Genomic DNA, 17,902 nt, shown 5'->3' on the forward strand with positions numbered 1-17,902 from the left:
ATAGGTTTATTCTCGGGTTTTGGTGATGTCCAAATTATAAACTGTGTTCACGATGACGGTCCACGCAGAGAGCTTCACCTTGGATTGAGTATCCGGAAGCTTGAGCCCTTGGCAGAGTTTATCGGCTAAGGATGTGTTCGCTTGGTAGATCACTTCAAGGTCCTTCAATAGCTTCAAGAGTTTTTGCCTCTCTGAATCATCGGGGAGCTTGGAGGTGACAGTTTCATAAATGAAATCGAGCGTCTGTTGTTCTGAAAAATTTTCATGGGCGATCGCATCTGCGGCCAGCTTCCGGGCAGCCTTCATGTATTCGCTCTCGTTCAGTAGTAAAAGTGCCTGAGTGGACGTGTTGGTGCGTTCACGGCGAGAGATACATGCGTCACGGATGGGAGAGTTCAGAATAGTCATCTGCGGTGGAGGCATGGCTCGTTTCCAGAAGGTATAGACACTGCGGCGGTAAATGGAGTCTCCTGTGTCCGGCTTGAAGCGCTGATTGGTCATTGAGACAGCTCTCCAGAGTCCATCGGGCTGCGGGGGCTTCACACTTCTGCCATACATGTCTCTGGAGATCAGCCCGCTGGTGGCGAGAATTTGATCGCGGATCATTTCAGCATCCATTCTAAACCGTGAGCCGCGAGCAAGCAGGCGGTTTTCTTTGTCTTTTCTATATTCCTCCGGAGAAGCTATCGATGACTGCCGGTAGGTCTTGGACATGACGATTTGCTTCACCAGTGCTTTGACATCCCATCCGGATTTGACAAAGGAAACGGCAAGGTAATCTAATAACTCTGGATGACTTGGAACCTGCCCTTGGGCACCGAGGTCCTCCGATGTCTTAACGAGACCGACTCCGAAAAATTGTTGCCAGAAACGGTTCACACCAACACGCGCTGTTAGAGGATGCTTGGGATCGACAAACCAATCCGCCAAGTCTAGGCGCGATGCGACTTCGCCCTTCTTTTTGAGAGGTGGCAAAAAGGCTGGGGTGCCACGCTGTACTTGCGCACCAGGAGCATCATACTGACCACGTTCCATGACGAAAGTGGGACGGATTTCCTTCCGTTCCTTAGAGACCATCGCCTTTGGAATCGATTGATCCAAGGTGTCTCGCTGCTTACGAAGCTTGGACAATTTCGCTGCAGCATCTTGGGCCTCTTGGGTGAGAGCTTCTTTTTCTGCTGTCTCCGTAGTCTTTGCTGCTGCGGTCTTGGCTGTATTTATCTCCTTGGTCAGAGCTGCGATTTGTAGATCCCACTCGGCAAGTTTCTGCTTCTGCTGCGGAGTTGCTAACGCGATGAATGGCGCTTGCAGTCCATTTTTTTCTCCTGATCCTGATACCGTTTCCGGTGGGGCATCGATATTATTGAAAAAGGCGTAGAGGGAATAAAAATCTTTCTGGGTGATGGGATCATACTTGTGATCATGGCACTGCGCGCACTGCACAGTGAGTCCCATGAACGCCGTTCCAACTGCGGTGACCCGATCCAGCACGTTCTTAAAATGGCTCTCCTCTGGCAACGCAGTGCCCTTATCGATGATGAGATGCAGCCGATTGAAACCTGAGGCCACCAGAGCATCATTTCCAGCATTCGGAATCAGGTCACCCGCCAGTTGATAGCGTAAAAAGTCATCGTAGCCGAGATTATCGTTAAAGGCGCGAATCACCCAATCTCGGTAGGCTACGTTGTTCCGGTAGAAATCTTTATGCATGCCATTGGTATCGGCAAAGCGCACGAGATCCAGCCAGTAGCGGGTCATGTGCTCGCCGTAAGCTGGCCTAGCCATGAGATCATCAACAAGTAGCTCATAGGCGTTCGGGCGCTGGTCATTTACAAATGCTTTAATCTGCTCAAGAGTCGGAGGCAGCCCTGTTAGATCGAAACTTAGGCGGCGGATCAAGGTGCGTTTATCAGCTTCGGGAGATGGTTTGAGACCCTCTTCTTCGAGTCGGTGAAGAATATGAAAATCGATGGTTTGGTCACTCCACTCACGGTTTTTCACCGCAGGGCTTTCCGTTAATTGCGGGGGCACAAATGCCCAGAACTTTTCGTATTTCGCTCCCTGAAGAATCCACTGTTTGATGATTTCCTGCTCACTTTTGGAAAGTATTTTTTTGTGTGAATCTGGCGGAGGCATGACCTCTTTCTCGTCGGAACTAATGATCCGTTTCCACACATCGCTCTTTTCAAGTGACCCAGGAACGATGGCTGTAGAACCTTCGTGCGTGCGGTAGGAACCATCCGCGCCACTGGGTTGATCTAGCCGCAGATTGCCCTTTCGTTCATGGGAATCGAAACCGTGACAGGCGAAACAACGATCAGAGAGAATGGGTCTGACGTCACGATTAAAGGAAAGCTCCTTTGCCGTGGCGAAGCCTGTTAGAATCAGCACAAAGACACCAAAAACCGAGATCAAGGAAGGGTATTGCTTTGGCTGGTTCATGTGTGACGAAAAATACGTGGCTGCACTCGTCATATTTACAATTTCCCGGGAAATTGCAAACTTAGCCTGAACCTATCCAGCCAAATGAGACAGTCTGCCTACGCAAACTGTTTCAGAAAACGCACGTCGTTTTCAATCAGCAGGCGGATATCTTTGATCCCCCACTTGATCATCGCCAAGCGGTCGATGCCCATGCCGAAGGCAAAACCGGTGACTTTGTCCGGGCTGAAAACATCATCGCCGCGGGTCTCGCAGAGTGATTCGAAAACAGCGGGATCCACCATGCCGCAGCCTGCGATCTCGATCCACTTCGGCTCTTGGCCTTTGGCGTGGAGTTTGATGTCGATCTCGAAACTTGGCTCTGTGAACGGGAAGAAATGCGGGCGGAAGCGGACTTCGGTATCGTCACCGAACATGCTGCGCAGGAAAAACTCGAGAGTGCCTTTGAGGTCGCCAAGTTTGACATCGGTATCGACGTAAAGGCCTTCTAACTGATTGAACACAGAGAGATGGGTGGCATCGATTTCATCACGACGGTAAGCAGAGCCGGGAGCGATAATTCGCACGGGCGGCGTGGCTTTTTCCATGGTGCGGATTTGCACGCTGGAGGTGTGGGTTCGGAGGAGTTTTCCGCTGTCGAAATAGAACGTGTCTTTCTCGTTGCGAGCTGGGTGATCTTCCGGAGTGTTGAGAGCATCGAAGCAATGGAACTCATCTTCGATTTCCGGCCCTTCCGCTAAGGCAAAGCCCATGCGGCGAAGCGTCTGGATCGCGGAGTCCTTGACCTGAGTGATCGGGTGCAGGGCTCCGACTGGAAGTGAGCGAGCTGGAAGGGTGAGGTCGATACCTTGGACTGACTTCTTATCTGCCTCATCCGCGAGAGCGGTCTGCTTGGTCTCGATGGCCGATGTGATTGCCTGACGGGCCACGTTGAGTAACTGACCGACCACTGGTTTGTCCTCTTTGGAGAGATCCTTCATGCCGGCTGAGGCAACGGTGAGACGTCCTTTTTTCCCGAGAAATGCCACGCGGGCATCGTCGAGGGATTTTTCATCACCCGCAGCGTCAATCGCGGCGAGAGCGTCAGTCTGGATGGTTTCGATTTCCTGCTTCATGGGCGGGCATTGGTGTAGGGAATTCCGCTGTGATGTAAATGCGGAAGTCATGAAATACGCCGCCTCAGTGGCTAATAACCGACCTTTTTACGAAGCACTGTGGGATTTTTCCAATCCACCAGCACACCAAACTTGCCCGCAATCATATCGGTGACCCATGAACCTGTGGGATCGTCGATCAGAGCACCTGGCGTGTAATGTTTGACCAGCTGACCTTGCTCGTTCCTTTTTTCCAAAGGGTCATTGACGCCTTTGATTTTTTTCTCAGCGATCAGCTCGCGGAATTTCTCTGTATCAGGGTCCCAGAAGATCAGCTCGGTCATTTCATTATTGGCCTTAAGCATCATCCAGTGGTATTCACCCACACCTTCCTGATCGGTGAAATTAAGGAAAAATGTGTCGCCAGTTTGCCGGAATGTCACCGGTTGAGGTTGATCATCCTCGCCAGCACCTTGGAAGTGAACAAGCCCCTTCTTGCCATCAACGATTTTGACTTGGGTCACCTCACCGTCCGCATTTACCCAGTCGCCGGCAATGCTCTGCCAGGCAATCTGGTCTGCTTGCACTGACAAATTGACGGGATTTTTACCCACCGGTTGCTTACTGCGAACATTTGAACACGCAGCCAAAATAGGCAGTAACAAGATCAGGCACGGCAGGCATTTCTTCATACCTAAGGTTAGAAGCGGTGGCCGCTGAGGTCAAGCTAGCCCAAATCCTCTTTTGTCACCTCATAGCTGGCACCGCAGCGGGGGCAGTTCACTTTGATGATATCGTCTCCTTGAAAGAGGTCCTCCTTGCGGTCTTTCCATGAACTAAGCGTGGGCAGAATGCGTTCCTTGCTGCAACCGCAGTTGAAGCGGTATTTGCGGGTTTCCAGAACTTTGGTTTCCTCGTCCTCGCTGATCGATGCGGCCTTGGCGGCATCGAGTTCATCGAACCATTCTTCATCGTAGCCTGGTTGGGCGGCGATCAAGACGTAGTTCTCATCGTCCAGACGGAAACATTTCGCCGGACGTTGTTCGCTCTGCTTGTAGTAGTGCTCGATCCATTCCAATGCGTCATTGGTTTCAAGATCGACGGTTGTGACGCTCGGCTGTTTACCCGCGACGCTGGTTTGGCTGTATAACAAGTTCCGGTCGGGCTCGCGTACGTCTTTGGTAAACAAGCGACCGGTGATGTTTTCAAAAGTGCTACTGCCAGTGGCGAAATAATTCACTCTGGGAGCTCGCAGATTGACGGTCCATGCGATGGTTTCCGCCCATGGTCTAGCAGTGAGGTGGAGGGTGAGAACAGCGAGCAGATCCTTCAAAGTGGCATCCAAGTCATTATCGTAACGCTGCTTACTCTCCATCAGGTGAAGGTAGTAGTCTGTAAAGATCGGTGTGAACTGAGCTCGCAGTAACAGACAGTTCCGGTGACGCACGAAAATCGACTCTACCTTGGTGGAGTCGGCGACAGGTTGCATGGATTCCTCGGACATATAAAAGTATTCGGTTCGGATCAAAAAAGGGAAGACCGCTGCGCCGTCATAGACTGAGGCAGGGTTCTTGCCAAGCCATCTTAGGCAGAGTTATCCACGGAAAAAATGTTCAGGCCCGCCGACCGAAGCCGACGAGCCTGACATACCTACACAATGAAAAAACACATGAAAAAATTGAGTGGCGAGAAGGGATGGTTAGGTGTCCGCCATCCTTCGGCGGACACATTACTCCCACCCCGCACGTTAGTTAATTACGATGCTCTTAGGCTCGGCTTTCACTCGACGTGGAATTTCCAGATAAAGAAGTCCGTCTTCGAGTCGGGCTTCAATTTTGTCGGTATCCACCTCGTCAGAGATTCTCACACGGCGTTCTACTTTGCTTAGGAAATCACGTGATTCATCGGAAGTCTCAGCGGTGATCAAGAGGAAATCCTCATCGACGCTCAGCTTGACTTCGTCTTTTTTGAATCCGGGTAACTCCAGGCGGAGTTTCCAGCCGTTAGAGGTGCTGTCTTCAGCGTTTTCAGCTTTGGTCTCCTCTGAGCATTCGCTGAGCGAGCACTCGCCGGTTTCGCAGCTTGTGCGTTCGCCCTGACCAAAGGCCTGGGTGACAAAGCGATCGAGTTCAGAGAAGAGGCGGTTGTTAATTGGGTAATGGTTAATCATGTTCATAATGGTTTGTTTGTTACACCGACATAATTGCAAGCTGTATGCCAAAGAACAAAACTCACACAAAACCTTCAATATAGGCAACTTATGATAATTCCACCTCCATAACCAGCCGCGACATAATGGCTAGTTGGCACAAATAACGACAATATGTCACGCCATTTTGTCCCGTTTAATAGGAAGTCTTGAAAATTGGCACAAAAAAACGGCCACCGGGGAAAACCCTGGTGGCCGTTGTTGATGGTTTGCTTTTACTTAATCGAATTAAGCAGCTGCGGTCGCCTTGTTATCGAGGGCGGCTTTGGCCTGCGCGACGATACTGTTGAAAGTATCGATGTCGTGCACAGCGAGGTCGGCAAGGATCTTGCGGTCGACTTCGATGTTGGCGGCTTTCATTCCTTCGATGAAACGTGAGTAGGTCAGGTCCTGTGCACGGGTTCCTGCGCTGATACGCTGGATCCACAGACGGCGGAACTGCCCCTTGCGCTTCTTGCGGTCGCGATACTCATAAGTCTGCGCTTTGCGGACAGCGTCCTTGGCATACTTATAGAGTTTGGAGCGGAAGCCACGGAAACCTTTGGCACGTTTGAGAACGCGCTTCCGGCGTTTGCGGCTGGCTGGGCTATTGGTTGCTCTTGGCATGTTTCTTTGTTGTAGAACGGACGGTTATTTTCACACCTCCCGCAGTCTCGTCCATTCGGTCTCGGTTTACTTTTGATAGTGAGCCGAGAAGGCTGCGTAGAGGCCGCTCGTGATGCGAGCGGTTGGCGTTGGCGACGCCGATTCTTGCTGACTAGGCAAAAGGAAGAGAAGCCCTTACGGCTTTCAAGTCTGCATCGGATACGAGAGCTGCCTTACCCAGGTTGCGTTTCCGCTTCTGGTTCTTCTTAGTAAGAATGTGGCGTTTGCCCTGCTTCCGGCGCAGAATCTTCCCTGTGCCCGTCACCTTGAATCGTTTGGCGACGGCCTTCCGGGTTTTTGCTGTACCTTTCGATTTGGCCATGGGGCGCGGAACCTAGCGATAACCAATCCGATTGCAAGGGGATTTTTGCGCTTTTCTGCAGATATTCCTCTTTTTCACGAAACCTCGGTCCCTGAGTAGTCCCCGCCCTGCTCGAACACATCCAGATTGTCGTGGGTGACTCTGGCGATTTCACTGACAGCCTCATGTGTGAAAAAGGCTTGGTGCGAGGTCAGCAGCACGTTTGGGAAGGTGGTAAGGCGCATCAAGATATCATCCCCGATGATATCGTCTGAACAATCTTCGAAAAACAAACCTGCCTCCTCCTCATAGACATCCAGAGCCAAGCCTCCGAGTTTTCCGGACTTCAGCGACTGGATAGCAGCATCGGCATCGACCAAGCCACCACGCGAGGTATTCACCAGATAGAGCCCGTCTTTGCACTTCGCCAATGACTCCGCATCAATCACATGATGCGTCTCTGGCGTGAGCGGGCAATGAAGGGAAATCACATCCGACTCAGAGAAAATAGTATCCAAGTCAGTAAAACGGAGACCGTCTACCTCGGTGCCGGCTTCTTGGGTGGGATCGTAAGCGAGCAGCTTGACCCCAAATCCAGACAGGAGATCACAGAATACACTTCCGATTTTACCGACACCGATCACACCCACAGTTTTCCCCCGCAGGTCAAAGCCCATCAGGCCGTTGAGCGAGAAATTCCCATCGCGGACTCGTGTGTAGGCTTTATGAATATGCCGATTCAATGCCAGCAGAAGCGCCAAGGTATGTTCCGCCACGGCATAGGGCGAATACTCCGGAACGCGCAACACAGTGAGGCCGAGCTCCTTGGCCGCCGGTAAGTCGACGTTATTGAAGCCCGCGCATCGCAGGGCAATCAGCCTGATTCCCAGCTCGTGGAGCTTTTTCAAACAGCTCTCCGAGAGGTCGTCATTGACGAACACACACACCGCGTCGCAGCCCTCCGCAAGGGAGGCAGTGGCTTCACGCAGATGGTTCTCGAAGAAAACCCACTCGTGAGAATTCTCCTCGGCCTGAAGAAATTGACGGTCGTGAGGTTGAGTTGAGAAAACGGCGACTTTCATACTTCAAATCAAGCATTCCAAGGCACAACAACAAGCACCAAGCTCATGCGATGGTAAATTAAGACGGAATAATGAACCGGCGTTTCACATCTCACATAGACATGCACAGGAAAATCAAAACGTTACTGTTGCTCGGACTCCTAGTCATCGGGTTCCTGCCACTGCTTTCACTATGCTCTAACTCAATGGCTACGGTGGAAACAGGACCAGCTGAATTCTTGCGCGACCATGATACCGCCATGGAACTGGCCAAAAAGTCAGGGAAACCAGTCTTCGCCTTCTTCCAAGAAGTTCCCGGGTGTGCCGGCTGTCAGAAATTTGGTAAGGAGGTCATGACCGACACCATCATTATGGACGCCGTGGAAAACAACTTCGTTCCCTTGCTCATTCATAACAACAAAGGCGGAAAGGACGCAGAGATTTTGAAGAAATACAAAGAGCCTGCGTGGAACTATCAAGTGATACGCTTCCTCGACAGCAAAGGACGCGACATCATCCCACGCAAAGATCAGGTCAATACCCGAGCCGAACTCAGCCAGCGTATGGCCGATGCGTTGGTCAAAGCCAAGAAGCCGGTGCCTAAAGCTCTGCAGCTACTTCAACTCTCTACAGATACCCGCAACCTGGAGAAAGTCGCCTTTTCCTGTCACTGCTTCTGGACTGGCGAGGCCAAGCTGGGAACTCTGGATGGAGTGGTGGAGACTGAAGCAGGATTTTTTGACGGCCATGAAGTCACTCTGGTCACTTACCACAAGAAAACCATTTCGCTGCGAGAACTAGTCAGGCAAGCCCAGAAATTCAATGTGGCTAACAGCGTCTACGTCACAACTACTAGCCAGATCAAAGAAATCGGCGGCCTGGTGAAAAATCCAAAGACCCTAGGGAAGGACTACCGAAAAGCCAAAGCCTCCGACCAGAACCGCCAGATTCCCGGCACCGCTTTTGCCCAGCTCAAGCTATCGCCAGCTCAGGCTTGCAAGGTGAACGCATTCTGCCGCACTCAGCCGAAAAAGGCACTAGAATATCTGACCGTAAAACAGCGGCAGAAGATAGCCAGGTGAACCGACCTACTCGCTGACAACCTTGATCGGAACCCGGTGTAGCGTTTCACGGGTCTGTCCGGCCAAGTAGCGGATTTCATATTCCCCTGCCTCATCGGGCAGCATGAAGGGCTGCGGTGATTTCTTGCTAGTGTAGATGTATTTCTTGTATTTCTTTTCAGGAGTGTTGGCAGGCACGATGGTGATGAAGTCCATGTGGTTATCCGGCCCGGTCCATTTCAGGGTGATTTTTTCTCCTGCGACCCCTTGCTTGGGTGCCTCGATGGTGATTTTCGCAGCATTGATCATGATGTCTCGGCGAGCATATACTCGGCCTCGAGAGGCACTCATGTAGCGTATTTCGCACATGCCGTCGGTGATGGGAGCCATGACTTTCATCGGGCTACCTTTATCGATGTAATTGTAACGGAGAAACTTACCGTCCTCGGCATCCTTCGGAACGATGGTGATGTAGTCCCGCTTGTTAGCTGGACCTGACCAATCGATCAGTACCATCGATCCGGCCACGGCTTGATCGTGGGCTTTTAGAATCACCTTGGCAGGTTCCACCGTGATCGGCAGGCGGGCGAAGACTTTGCTCTTCTGCGCGCTCATGTAACGGATCTCACACTCACCCGGATCCACCGGTGCCACAACCGTAGTCGGCGATCCCTTGGTGGTGTAGGAGTAATTCAGATGCTTGCCGTCAGGGGCATCTTTGGGCACGATGGTGATGTAATCGCCTTTGTTATTGGGTCCGGTCCATTCGACCGTAACAGCATTACCCACGGTGCATTTTGCCACCGCCTTGAGTGTAGTTTCGGCTTTGTTCATCTTGATATCAACACGACCTAACACCTTGTATTTCTGCCCGCTCATGTAGCGTATTTCACAATCACCTGGCTCAGGTGGGGCGGGAATATTCAGAGTCGAACCATCGCTGGTGTAGGCGTAGCGTAGATACTTCCCATCCTTGGCATCTTTCGGCACGATGGTGAGGAAGTCCCCTTTGTTGTTAGGACCAGTCCATTCGACTGAAACCATCGCTCCGGCAACACATTCGTCGACGGCCTTGAGCGTTGCCTGCACAGGGGTGATTTCAATATCCGTCCGGCCAAGCACCTTGCTCCCTTTGGCAGCCATGTAGCGCACTTCTGCAGGACCTACCTTCATGATGGCAGTTAGATCAAGTGGACTGCCTTTGACTGTGTAGCTGTAATTTTGATAACTGCCGTCTTTTAGATCTTTAGGAACGACGGTGATGTAGTCACCTTTATTGTTAGGGCCCGTCCATTCCACCTTGAAGACAGAGCCAGCAGGAACTTTGGCTGGGGCTTTGACCGTTGATGGATCCAGCTTCACCTCGGGCTCTTCCTTCTCGTCTACCTGATCGATCGCCATCTGCAATGCGTCGCCTAGGGTGCCTGCATCATTGGCGGTTAGAAAACTCCCTCCCGTCTCTTTGGCAATGCAGGCAATCGATTTGGCATCTTCCTCAGTGAGATCGAAGGCCACCACATGAGCGGTAAAATCAACTCCAAGCTTCTCGAGTTTTTTAGCCGCCTCGCAGGGGTCTCGGTCGCAGGTTTCCTTGCCATCTGACACCAAAATCACGCTGGCCTTCTGCTCTTTGAATGCCAAATTTTCGGCGGCAAATTCAATGGCGGAAGTCAGCGGTGTCATGCCCTTCGGAGTGAGATTGTTCACTACCTTGACGAATTTCGCAGAGTCAACTTTTCCTGGCTCGATGAGCAACTGGATATCTGCACAGTCGCCCTTCTTGCGATGCCCGTATGCCACGAGTCCGAGATGAACATTGTCGGGCAGCTTGGAAACAAGATTCCGAATGACGCGGCGGGCGATGACTATTTTCGCCTCGCCATTCACCTGCCCCCACATACTTCCGGAGGCGTCCAATACGATGATGGCATAGCTTGGGTCTGATTTTTCAGACTGGGTTGAGGATTTGTTTTCATCCTGTGCACCAAGGTCAGAAACAGCCACAGCGGAAAACATGAGAGTAGATAAAAGGGCGTAGATATTCTTTTTCATCGTGTTAAATATTTGAGCATAAACCTAAGACACGCCATCAAGAGCGGTCAATCATAAGTCAGACGAATCAAATACCGGTTCATGCGAAAAACTTGAAACCATCGCTCACTTGAATCTTGATTCCCATAGCTCCGAACCTAAAACCCATTCATGCGAACGCTCATCAAACGTGCTCTCACCAGCGAGTCCCCTCTCGATACCATCACGATCAAAGGCTGGGTGCGCACCCGCCGCGACTCGAAGGAGTTTTCATTTTTGGAAATGAACGACGGCTCGTGTCTGGCCAACATTCAATGTGTGGCAGACGCTGGCATCCCCGGCTATGACAAGGTGCCCAAGATGACCACCGGAGCGGCTGTCGGCATCACTGGCAAGCTGGTCGAGTCACCCGGCAAGGGGCAGAAGTGGGAAATCCACGCCACTGAGATCGAACTGATCGGTGAGGCACCGGCCGACTACCCCCTGCAGAAAAAGGGCCACACACCGGAGTTCCTGCGTTCCATTTCCCACCTCCGCCCGCGTGCCAATCTTTACGGCGCCGTATTCCGCATGCGCAGTCGCATGGCCCAGGCCGTGCACCGCTTTTTCAACGAACGTGACTTCAGCTACGTGCACACACCCATCGTCACAGCCTCCGATTGCGAAGGCGCCGGTGAAATGTTCCGCGTCACCACGCTCGATCCCTCCAAAGCTGAGGCACAAAAATTCGAAAATGACTTCTTCGAAAAAGCCGCCTACCTCACCGTCAGCGGTCAGTTAGAAGGTGAAGCATTCGCCACAGCCCTCTCTAACATCTACACCTTCGGCCCCACCTTCCGCGCCGAAAACTCGAACACCACACGCCACGCCTCCGAGTTCTGGATGATCGAACCTGAGATGGCATTCTGCGATCTCGAGGGCGACATGGACCTCGCCGAGGAGTTCACCAAGTATCTTGTCGATGACGCCTTGAACAACAGCGAAGGCGATCTCGACATTTTCGCGCGCTTTGTTGACAAAGGCTTGTTAGAACGCCTCCAGTTTGTCTCCGAAAAACCCTTCCAGCGCGTTTCCTACACTGAAGCGGTTGAGATTTTGGAAAAGAGTGGCAAGAAATTCGACTACAAAGTCGAGTGGGGCGTGAACCTCCAGTCCGAGCACGAGCGCTACCTCACCGAAGAGCATTTCAAATGCCCGGTCACCGTTTACAACTACCCGAAAAGCGTCAAACCCTTCTACATGCGCACCAACGAGCCAGACGACCAAGGCCGCGAAACCGTCACCGCCATGGATGTGTTAGTCCCCGGCATCGGCGAGATCATCGGCGGCGCCCAGCGCGAGGAACGCATGGACGTGCTGCAGGCGAACATGAAAGCCCACAATCTCAACGAAGCCGACTACGGGTGGTATCTCGATCTGCGGAAATACGGCACCTGCCCCCACGCCGGCTTCGGCATGGGCTTCGAGCGCATGCTGATGTTCGTCACCGGCATGAAAAACATCCGCGACGTAATCCCCTTCGCCCGCACTCCCGGGAGCTGTGAGTTTTAGGCTGTCTACATTGCGATTGTAGAACTACATCCCTCCATCTATCGTGTATGGATGAAATTGGGACTGGCTTTGCTATTTTTATCTTCAGCTCTCGTCTCTGCTGCTGAGCCGGACTTTAGAGCGCTTGCAAAACAGGCGGATCGATACGCGCTGCCAAAACCACCAGCTGGCTCAAAGCTGGTTTTGGGAAATACCGGATGGACGACTGTGATAGGCGACTCATCCACGGCTCTCGACCCCGGCATTTACAAAGCCGGATTTTTGATCAAAACCAATCCTAACGGCAGCGTCAAAGTCATGACCGGCTTTGGCGAAATGCTCTGTGAATCCGACAGACAACACCGCCCATCCGCGCGCCCGTTCACAGCCACACCCCCCCAAGCCATTTTGGGAGGCTACGCCTACAATGGCAATCACATCGATACTTTTGCCGTGGCAGTGCAATGCGCCCGACGCGGAGATTTCAAAACAGCCAAGTCACTTTTCCACTTATATAAAAAGTCGGAATACAAAGACGGCTTTTTCACACAAGAGCCATCAGAACCCTACGAATCAAACTACCCCTTGCTCTTAGCTCGCATCACATACGGGTATTATTACTACCATGTCCTCGACAAAGATGCCGACCTGAAGTCAGCGCTTGGGATGTTAGAAAAGCTACAACAAGAGTTCCCCAATTTGTTTTCAAAAGACCCCAAAAACTACGCGCAACACTTTCAACAAAAGTTTCTCGACGATCTACGTCTAACTGTTCGCGTTCCTAAAGCAAAAACTGGATCCATCGAAGACCTGCTCTTCCAGATCGCAGCGAACAATCTACGATTCGATGAAGTCAAGGCAGGCTCGCCCCAACATCAACTCTACCTACAAGGCACTGCTGCCATCCCTGAGCTGGTTAAACTAACCACCAGCCGAAAACTCACCAAACGCGTGAATCCTGGAATCATGAATGCAAGGGAGACTCGCGCACGGCTCGGTCAGATTGCGCGAACCATGCTGAGTAACATGGTGGGTTCTCATCTCACATCAGCACAATTCCCTGTTCATCAGCAATGGGACCAACGTGATTGGCAGGCATGGCTCAAGAAAACCAAGCTCGATGATGAAAAACAGTTTTTTCTCGCTGCCTCCAAACCGCCAAAAGATAAAAAACACTACTTTGACGCAAGCATTCCGCTCCTGATTCTAACGACTAAATATCCTGACACCCTGCTCGACCGAGCCGAGAAACTATCCAAGAGCAAAGAACGCTCATCCTTCGTCTCGGTCATCATGGGAAGCAAAGCTAGCAAGCCACTCAAGATCCAGGCACTCAATACATTGTATAGCACACAGAAAGGCTTGGAACGCCGTTACATGCTGCAGAACCTCGCCACCCTTGACCCAGAAGCAGTAACTGTTGAGCTACTTCCATTGATCAAAAAACTCCCAAAGGACGTGACCAAACCATATTGGACTTGTGAGGAAGCTGCTCTGACTCACGTGGTGATGCAAATCGAGGACGACACCGTCTGGAAGGCTTACCTCGAAAAAGCAAAGTCCAGCTCCATTGGCCTGCGGATGGAGATGATGAATCCGATGAACTACATCTACATCGAAGGGAAAAACCGCAGTCGCCGACTCGCCTTCCTCGCCGCATTTCTAAATGACCAAGAAGTCCGTACCGTCTCTGAAAAATCCAAACGATGGGAAGGTCCCCACGCAGGATTCCATTTCAACACCCTCTCGGTGCAAAATTTCGCAGCCATGAAGATCGCTTCCCTTCTCAAAATACCAGGAGAAGCTCCTACTGAATTCTGGAAACCCAAGCAATGGTCGACCTATCGTGCCCATGTCATTCAGGCTCTGGAAAAGGAAGAGCTGCCCAATTTCTAAACAAAAAATCCTGTTAATCTTGTTAATCCTGTCTAAAAAAAACCATGATCGTTTCCCCAAAAATTAGAGGCTTCATCTGCATCACTTCCCACCCCGACGGCTGCGCGGCCAATGTGCAGGAGCAAATCGACTACGTTAAATCCCAGCCCAAGGTCGAGAATGGCCCGAAGAATGTGTTGGTGATCGGTTCCTCTGCCGGCTACGGCCTCGCCTCTCGCATCGTGCCCGCCTTTTCCTCCGGCGCTAACACGCTCGGCCTGTTCTTCGAAAAACCTGGTTCAGAAAAACGCACCGGATCCGCTGGTTGGTACAACACCGCCGCTTTTGAAAAAGCCGCCGCCGCTGAAGGCCTGTTCGCCAAGTCACTGAACGGCGACGCCTTTTCCCACGATCTGAAAAAGCAGGCGATCGACATCATCAAGTCCGACATGGGCAAAATCGATCTCGTCGTTTACTCCCTCGCCTCTCCCCGCCGCACCGATCCTGACACCGGCGAGACCTACTCCTCCGTGCTCAAAACCACCGGCGGCGAATACACTAACAAAACGCTCAACACCGACAAAGGCGAAGTCTCCGAGGTCACCATCGGTGCCGCCACTGATGAAGAAATTGAGAACACCATCAAAGTCATGGGCGGTGAAGACTGGGAACTCTGGATGAACGCACTGGCCGATGCCGATGTGCTGGCAGACGGCGTAAAAACCGTCGCCTACTCCTACATCGGGCCTGAGCTAACGTGGCCGATCTACACCGATGGCACCATCGGTCAGGCTAAGAAGGATCTGGAAAAATCCTGCGCCAAGCTTAACGACAAGCTCTCCGCCCTGAACGGCTCTGCTTACGTTTCCGTGAATAAAGCGCTCGTCACCCAAGCCTCCTCCGCCATCCCCGTGGTGCCGCTTTACATCTCCATTCTCTACAAGGAAATGAAAGCCAAGGGCCTGCACGAAGGCTGCATCGAGCAAATCCAACGCCTGTTCTCAGATCGACTTTACGCCGATGACCCACAGCTCGACGAAGCCGGCCGCATCCGCATCGACGACTGGGAAATGCGCGATGACATCCAGGCCGCCGTCGCCGAATCGTGGAAAAAGATCTCAAACGAAAACTTCGCCGACCTAGCCGACTTCCAAGGCTACCAAGACGAGTTCCTTCGCCTCTTCGGCTTCGGCATCGACGGTGTCGACTACGATGCGGAAACCGATCCGGAAACGGCTCCGGCATCTCTTTCCTAACAAACCAATCTTCACCCAAGGGAGGCGTTCCATCACGGAGCGCCTCCCTTTTTTCCGCTTATTGATCTGAGGATTTGACTGTGAGCCGGCCAGGTTCCGCCGTCATGCTGAAGCCATCTGAGAACTTCACTTGCAGTGGCTGTTTTTGAAAATTGTAAGCCGCGTAGGTTTTCTTACTGTCCTTAAGATAGACATTGGTAAAGGGGTGCGTGGAGATGATGCCTGAGTCATTTCGCCCAAGACGATCCAAGGTGTGAATCCAGTGATACATGAAGGCGTGGGTATTGCCCCCTTCCAGACTGCATGCCGGATTTTCATCGATGTATTTCGCTGCCATCTTCGGATTGTTCAGCGCGTTGAACATGACCACGAGATCTCCCCAGCCGTTGTTGTAGTCGTTGCCTTTTTCACGTTTCTCCACAATGCGAGCGTGGTTCTTTTTCACGTAGTTAGGAAAGCGTCCCATGTAGATCGAGGCCGGGGTGAATGGCAGCCAGTTGATGCCGTGGATGCAATCGATGTCACCGGAAAACCAAGTCGCAAACGCCCCCTTGCCACCCCAGACCATGCCGAGGGCGACGTTAGGAAAGTCCTTGGGAAAGTTCGTGCCTGAGACATCGAACCAGTATTCCTCCACGGCGGTGCGTTCGGTGTTGTAGAGGAAAATTCCGGTGTCGCGCAGTGCGGTGTCGCCCGTCACCTCACCCCAGAGCATCAGGCCATACCAGGCGTTCATCGATTCTGAAGACGACTCCTGATTGTTGCCATCAGCAAACTTGGCATGCCCTGAGGCCCAGGAATGACCGGCGTAGATATCGAAACAACGGAGGTGGGGAAACATCTCGTCGTCCTTCTTAATCGAGGCGATATCGCGGATGATCAGGTTCACCATCGGACCCCATTTTTTCGCCCAGGCAGGATCGAGTCGAGCCACCTCGGCGGCGGCGCGGATAAAATATCCGTAGTGGAAATGGTGATCGTTCAGCTCTTTATCACTGCCATACGACGGCTTGTTACCTATCAAGGTTCCCCATGTTTTATTGTAGTAAAATAATGGTGATGTCTCGCCTTCAGAAGCGGCCAGCCAGTTCTCAAGACGGGTGCGGATTTCGGCTACAAAGACGGCCTGCATTTCCTTCTCCCCCATCACCCCGGCGATTCCGCTGAGCGTGGCTAACTTTCCGAGGTGTTTACCTTCCCAGTAGGTGTCCTTGTATTCCGTGGTCTTGGTGGCGGCCGCCTCTTTTGTGAGATAGGCTCTCATGCGCGCGTTGTCAGCGATGCCTTCAGCCGGCAGCATGGGCAGCAGTCCTTGGATCGCTACGGAAGTGGAGAAACTACTGCCACTGGACAATTTCATAACACCGCGCACCGATCGGTATTCTTGGCCGCTGAGAGAAGCTTTGCTGTACTTCCACTGATGCGGATAGAGTGCGAACAAGGTTCCTTTCCCAGAGCCTTCCATCGCCTTGGTCTCGAAGTAATAGGTTGTCTCCAAGCGACCATTCAAGGTCTTGTAGGCCACTGTGGTATCGACCACATGGTTGTGCGCGTATTTGAGGAAAGTGGAAAAGGTCGCGGCTTTCTTGTCAGGCAGGAGAGCGATGGAAAAGTATCCTTTCGATCCTTCATTGGTGAATTTTGAACTTCCCAGCCCAGTCCACTTCGAACCCTTGGAGCCAAATAGGCCGTAGTGATTGCCACGCACGGTGACGCCTAACACTGCATCACCTTCTTTGCCACTCCATACCACAGGCTTGTCGGAAAATGTCACCAGCGGATCGCCGCCCTTGATCTGGCCATACACAAACGGGCTGCCGTGACCGAAGGTCGTTGTTAGATTTGATCCGGCCTCGGTAAAGTCAACGGTGACAAACCAGGAAGAATAGCCACCCAGCTTGCTCGATGGGAATTGGCTCATCTTGCTGTGGCCGATCACGAAATCACCGGTTTTTGAAACTGCGCCGCCCATGATGTTTCCAGATTTGCCATCGATCCCCGCGCCGGGGTAAGCCACCGCTAATCCGCCAGCATGACAAACCATGCCCAGAGGGTGCGCAAAAAGGTTCTGTGAGTAATTTTCCCACACCAGGGAGCTCCACCACTGATTGGTAGGTGTCGCGCCCTTGACGGCAGAAGTTTTGGAAAGCTCGGTGGGCAGCGGTGCGCACTCAGGCGGACGGACGGTGGAATAACTCCCTGCCCCGACGCTAACGGATTGAGCCGCTATGAGCGTGGGAAGCGTCACGATGCCAATCATGGCTGGCCATAGTTTGCGTTTGGTCATGAATGGATGGTATACGCTCTATGGGACTTACTAATAGCATCATATGAGACAGCATGTTTTCGATGGCGGGTAGCAAGTCACACTTCATGGTTCTGCTGCCACCTGACACC

Annotated in this window: 14 protein-coding genes; 4 read left to right on the plus strand and 10 right to left on the minus strand. The window is 52.2% G+C overall.

The features are described from left to right. Positions 1-6 precede the first annotated feature (6 nt). The 8 genes from ACSPJT_RS05850 to ACSPJT_RS05885 all read right to left on the minus strand — a co-directional run bounded on the left by ACSPJT_RS05850 (position 7) and on the right by ACSPJT_RS05885 (position 7,773). The gene (locus ACSPJT_RS05850) at positions 7-2,442 is read right to left on the minus strand and encodes a PSD1 and planctomycete cytochrome C domain-containing protein (RefSeq protein WP_435895431.1); all 2,436 of its coding nucleotides are present in this window, start codon (positions 2,440-2,442) and stop codon (positions 7-9) included. Positions 2,443-2,540: 98 nt separating this feature from the next. Then, the gene (gene pheS, locus ACSPJT_RS05855; protein ID WP_435895432.1) at positions 2,541-3,557 is read right to left on the minus strand and encodes a phenylalanine--tRNA ligase subunit alpha; all 1,017 of its coding nucleotides are present in this window, start codon (positions 3,555-3,557) and stop codon (positions 2,541-2,543) included. Positions 3,558-3,628: 71 nt separating this feature from the next. Next, complete coding sequence (locus tag ACSPJT_RS05860; protein ID WP_435895433.1) at positions 3,629-4,228, minus strand: hypothetical protein; 600 nt, start codon at positions 4,226-4,228, stop codon at positions 3,629-3,631. Positions 4,229-4,263: 35 nt separating this feature from the next. Next, positions 4,264-5,040, minus strand: coding sequence for an Hsp33 family molecular chaperone HslO (locus ACSPJT_RS05865; RefSeq protein ID WP_435895434.1), 777 nt, complete (start codon positions 5,038-5,040; stop codon positions 4,264-4,266). 243 nt (positions 5,041-5,283) lie between these two features. After that, positions 5,284-5,706 (minus strand): Hsp20/alpha crystallin family protein, encoded by a 423-nt coding sequence (locus ACSPJT_RS05870; RefSeq protein WP_435895435.1) that lies wholly within the window; start codon positions 5,704-5,706, stop codon positions 5,284-5,286. Positions 5,707-5,973: 267 nt separating this feature from the next. Continuing rightward, positions 5,974-6,351, minus strand: a complete 378-nt coding sequence (gene rplT / locus ACSPJT_RS05875) for a 50S ribosomal protein L20 (protein ID WP_435895436.1) — start codon at positions 6,349-6,351, stop codon at positions 5,974-5,976. A gap of 151 nt (positions 6,352-6,502) precedes the next feature. After that, positions 6,503-6,712, minus strand: coding sequence for a 50S ribosomal protein L35 (rpmI, locus tag ACSPJT_RS05880; RefSeq protein WP_435895437.1), 210 nt, complete (start codon positions 6,710-6,712; stop codon positions 6,503-6,505). 74 nt (positions 6,713-6,786) lie between these two features. Continuing rightward, positions 6,787-7,773 carry a 2-hydroxyacid dehydrogenase gene (locus tag ACSPJT_RS05885; RefSeq protein WP_435895438.1) on the minus strand — a complete coding sequence of 329 codons (987 nt, stop codon included), beginning with the start codon at positions 7,771-7,773 and terminating at the stop codon, positions 6,787-6,789. Positions 7,774-7,874: 101 nt separating this feature from the next. Between ACSPJT_RS05885 and ACSPJT_RS05890 the strand changes: the two genes are divergently transcribed. After that, entirely contained in the window at positions 7,875-8,834 is a 960-nt protein-coding gene (locus tag ACSPJT_RS05890; RefSeq protein ID WP_435895439.1) for a VPGUxxT family thioredoxin-like (seleno)protein, type 2, read from the plus strand. A 6-nt stretch (positions 8,835-8,840) separates the two neighbouring features. On the opposite strand, the gene ACSPJT_RS05895 is transcribed toward ACSPJT_RS05890, so the two are convergent. After that, positions 8,841-10,865 (minus strand): vWA domain-containing protein, encoded by a 2,025-nt coding sequence (locus ACSPJT_RS05895; RefSeq protein WP_435895440.1) that lies wholly within the window; start codon positions 10,863-10,865, stop codon positions 8,841-8,843. A 150-nt stretch (positions 10,866-11,015) separates the two neighbouring features. On the opposite strand from ACSPJT_RS05895, the gene asnS reads away from it, so the two are divergent. The 3 genes from asnS to fabV are packed head-to-tail and all read left to right on the plus strand — an operon-like array spanning position 11,016 to position 15,505. Continuing rightward, complete coding sequence (asnS, locus tag ACSPJT_RS05900) at positions 11,016-12,395, plus strand: asparagine--tRNA ligase (protein WP_435895441.1); 1,380 nt, start codon at positions 11,016-11,018, stop codon at positions 12,393-12,395. 51 nt (positions 12,396-12,446) lie between these two features. Beyond that, positions 12,447-14,270: a hypothetical protein gene (locus ACSPJT_RS05905; protein ID WP_435895442.1), complete on the plus strand. Its 1,824-nt coding sequence runs from the start codon at positions 12,447-12,449 to the stop codon at positions 14,268-14,270. Positions 14,271-14,314: 44 nt separating this feature from the next. Continuing rightward, the gene (gene fabV, locus ACSPJT_RS05910; protein ID WP_435895443.1) at positions 14,315-15,505 is read left to right on the plus strand and encodes an enoyl-ACP reductase FabV; all 1,191 of its coding nucleotides are present in this window, start codon (positions 14,315-14,317) and stop codon (positions 15,503-15,505) included. Between the two features lie 58 nt (positions 15,506-15,563). Here fabV and ACSPJT_RS05915 read toward each other — a convergent pair whose 3' ends face one another. Next, positions 15,564-17,792 carry a glycosyl hydrolase gene (locus ACSPJT_RS05915; protein ID WP_435895444.1) on the minus strand — a complete coding sequence of 743 codons (2,229 nt, stop codon included), beginning with the start codon at positions 17,790-17,792 and terminating at the stop codon, positions 15,564-15,566. Positions 17,793-17,902 lie beyond the last annotated feature (110 nt).

The sequence above is a fragment of the Oceaniferula spumae genome (assembly GCF_042849255.1).
Classification (GTDB): Bacteria; Verrucomicrobiota; Verrucomicrobiia; order Verrucomicrobiales; family Akkermansiaceae; genus Oceaniferula; species Oceaniferula spumae.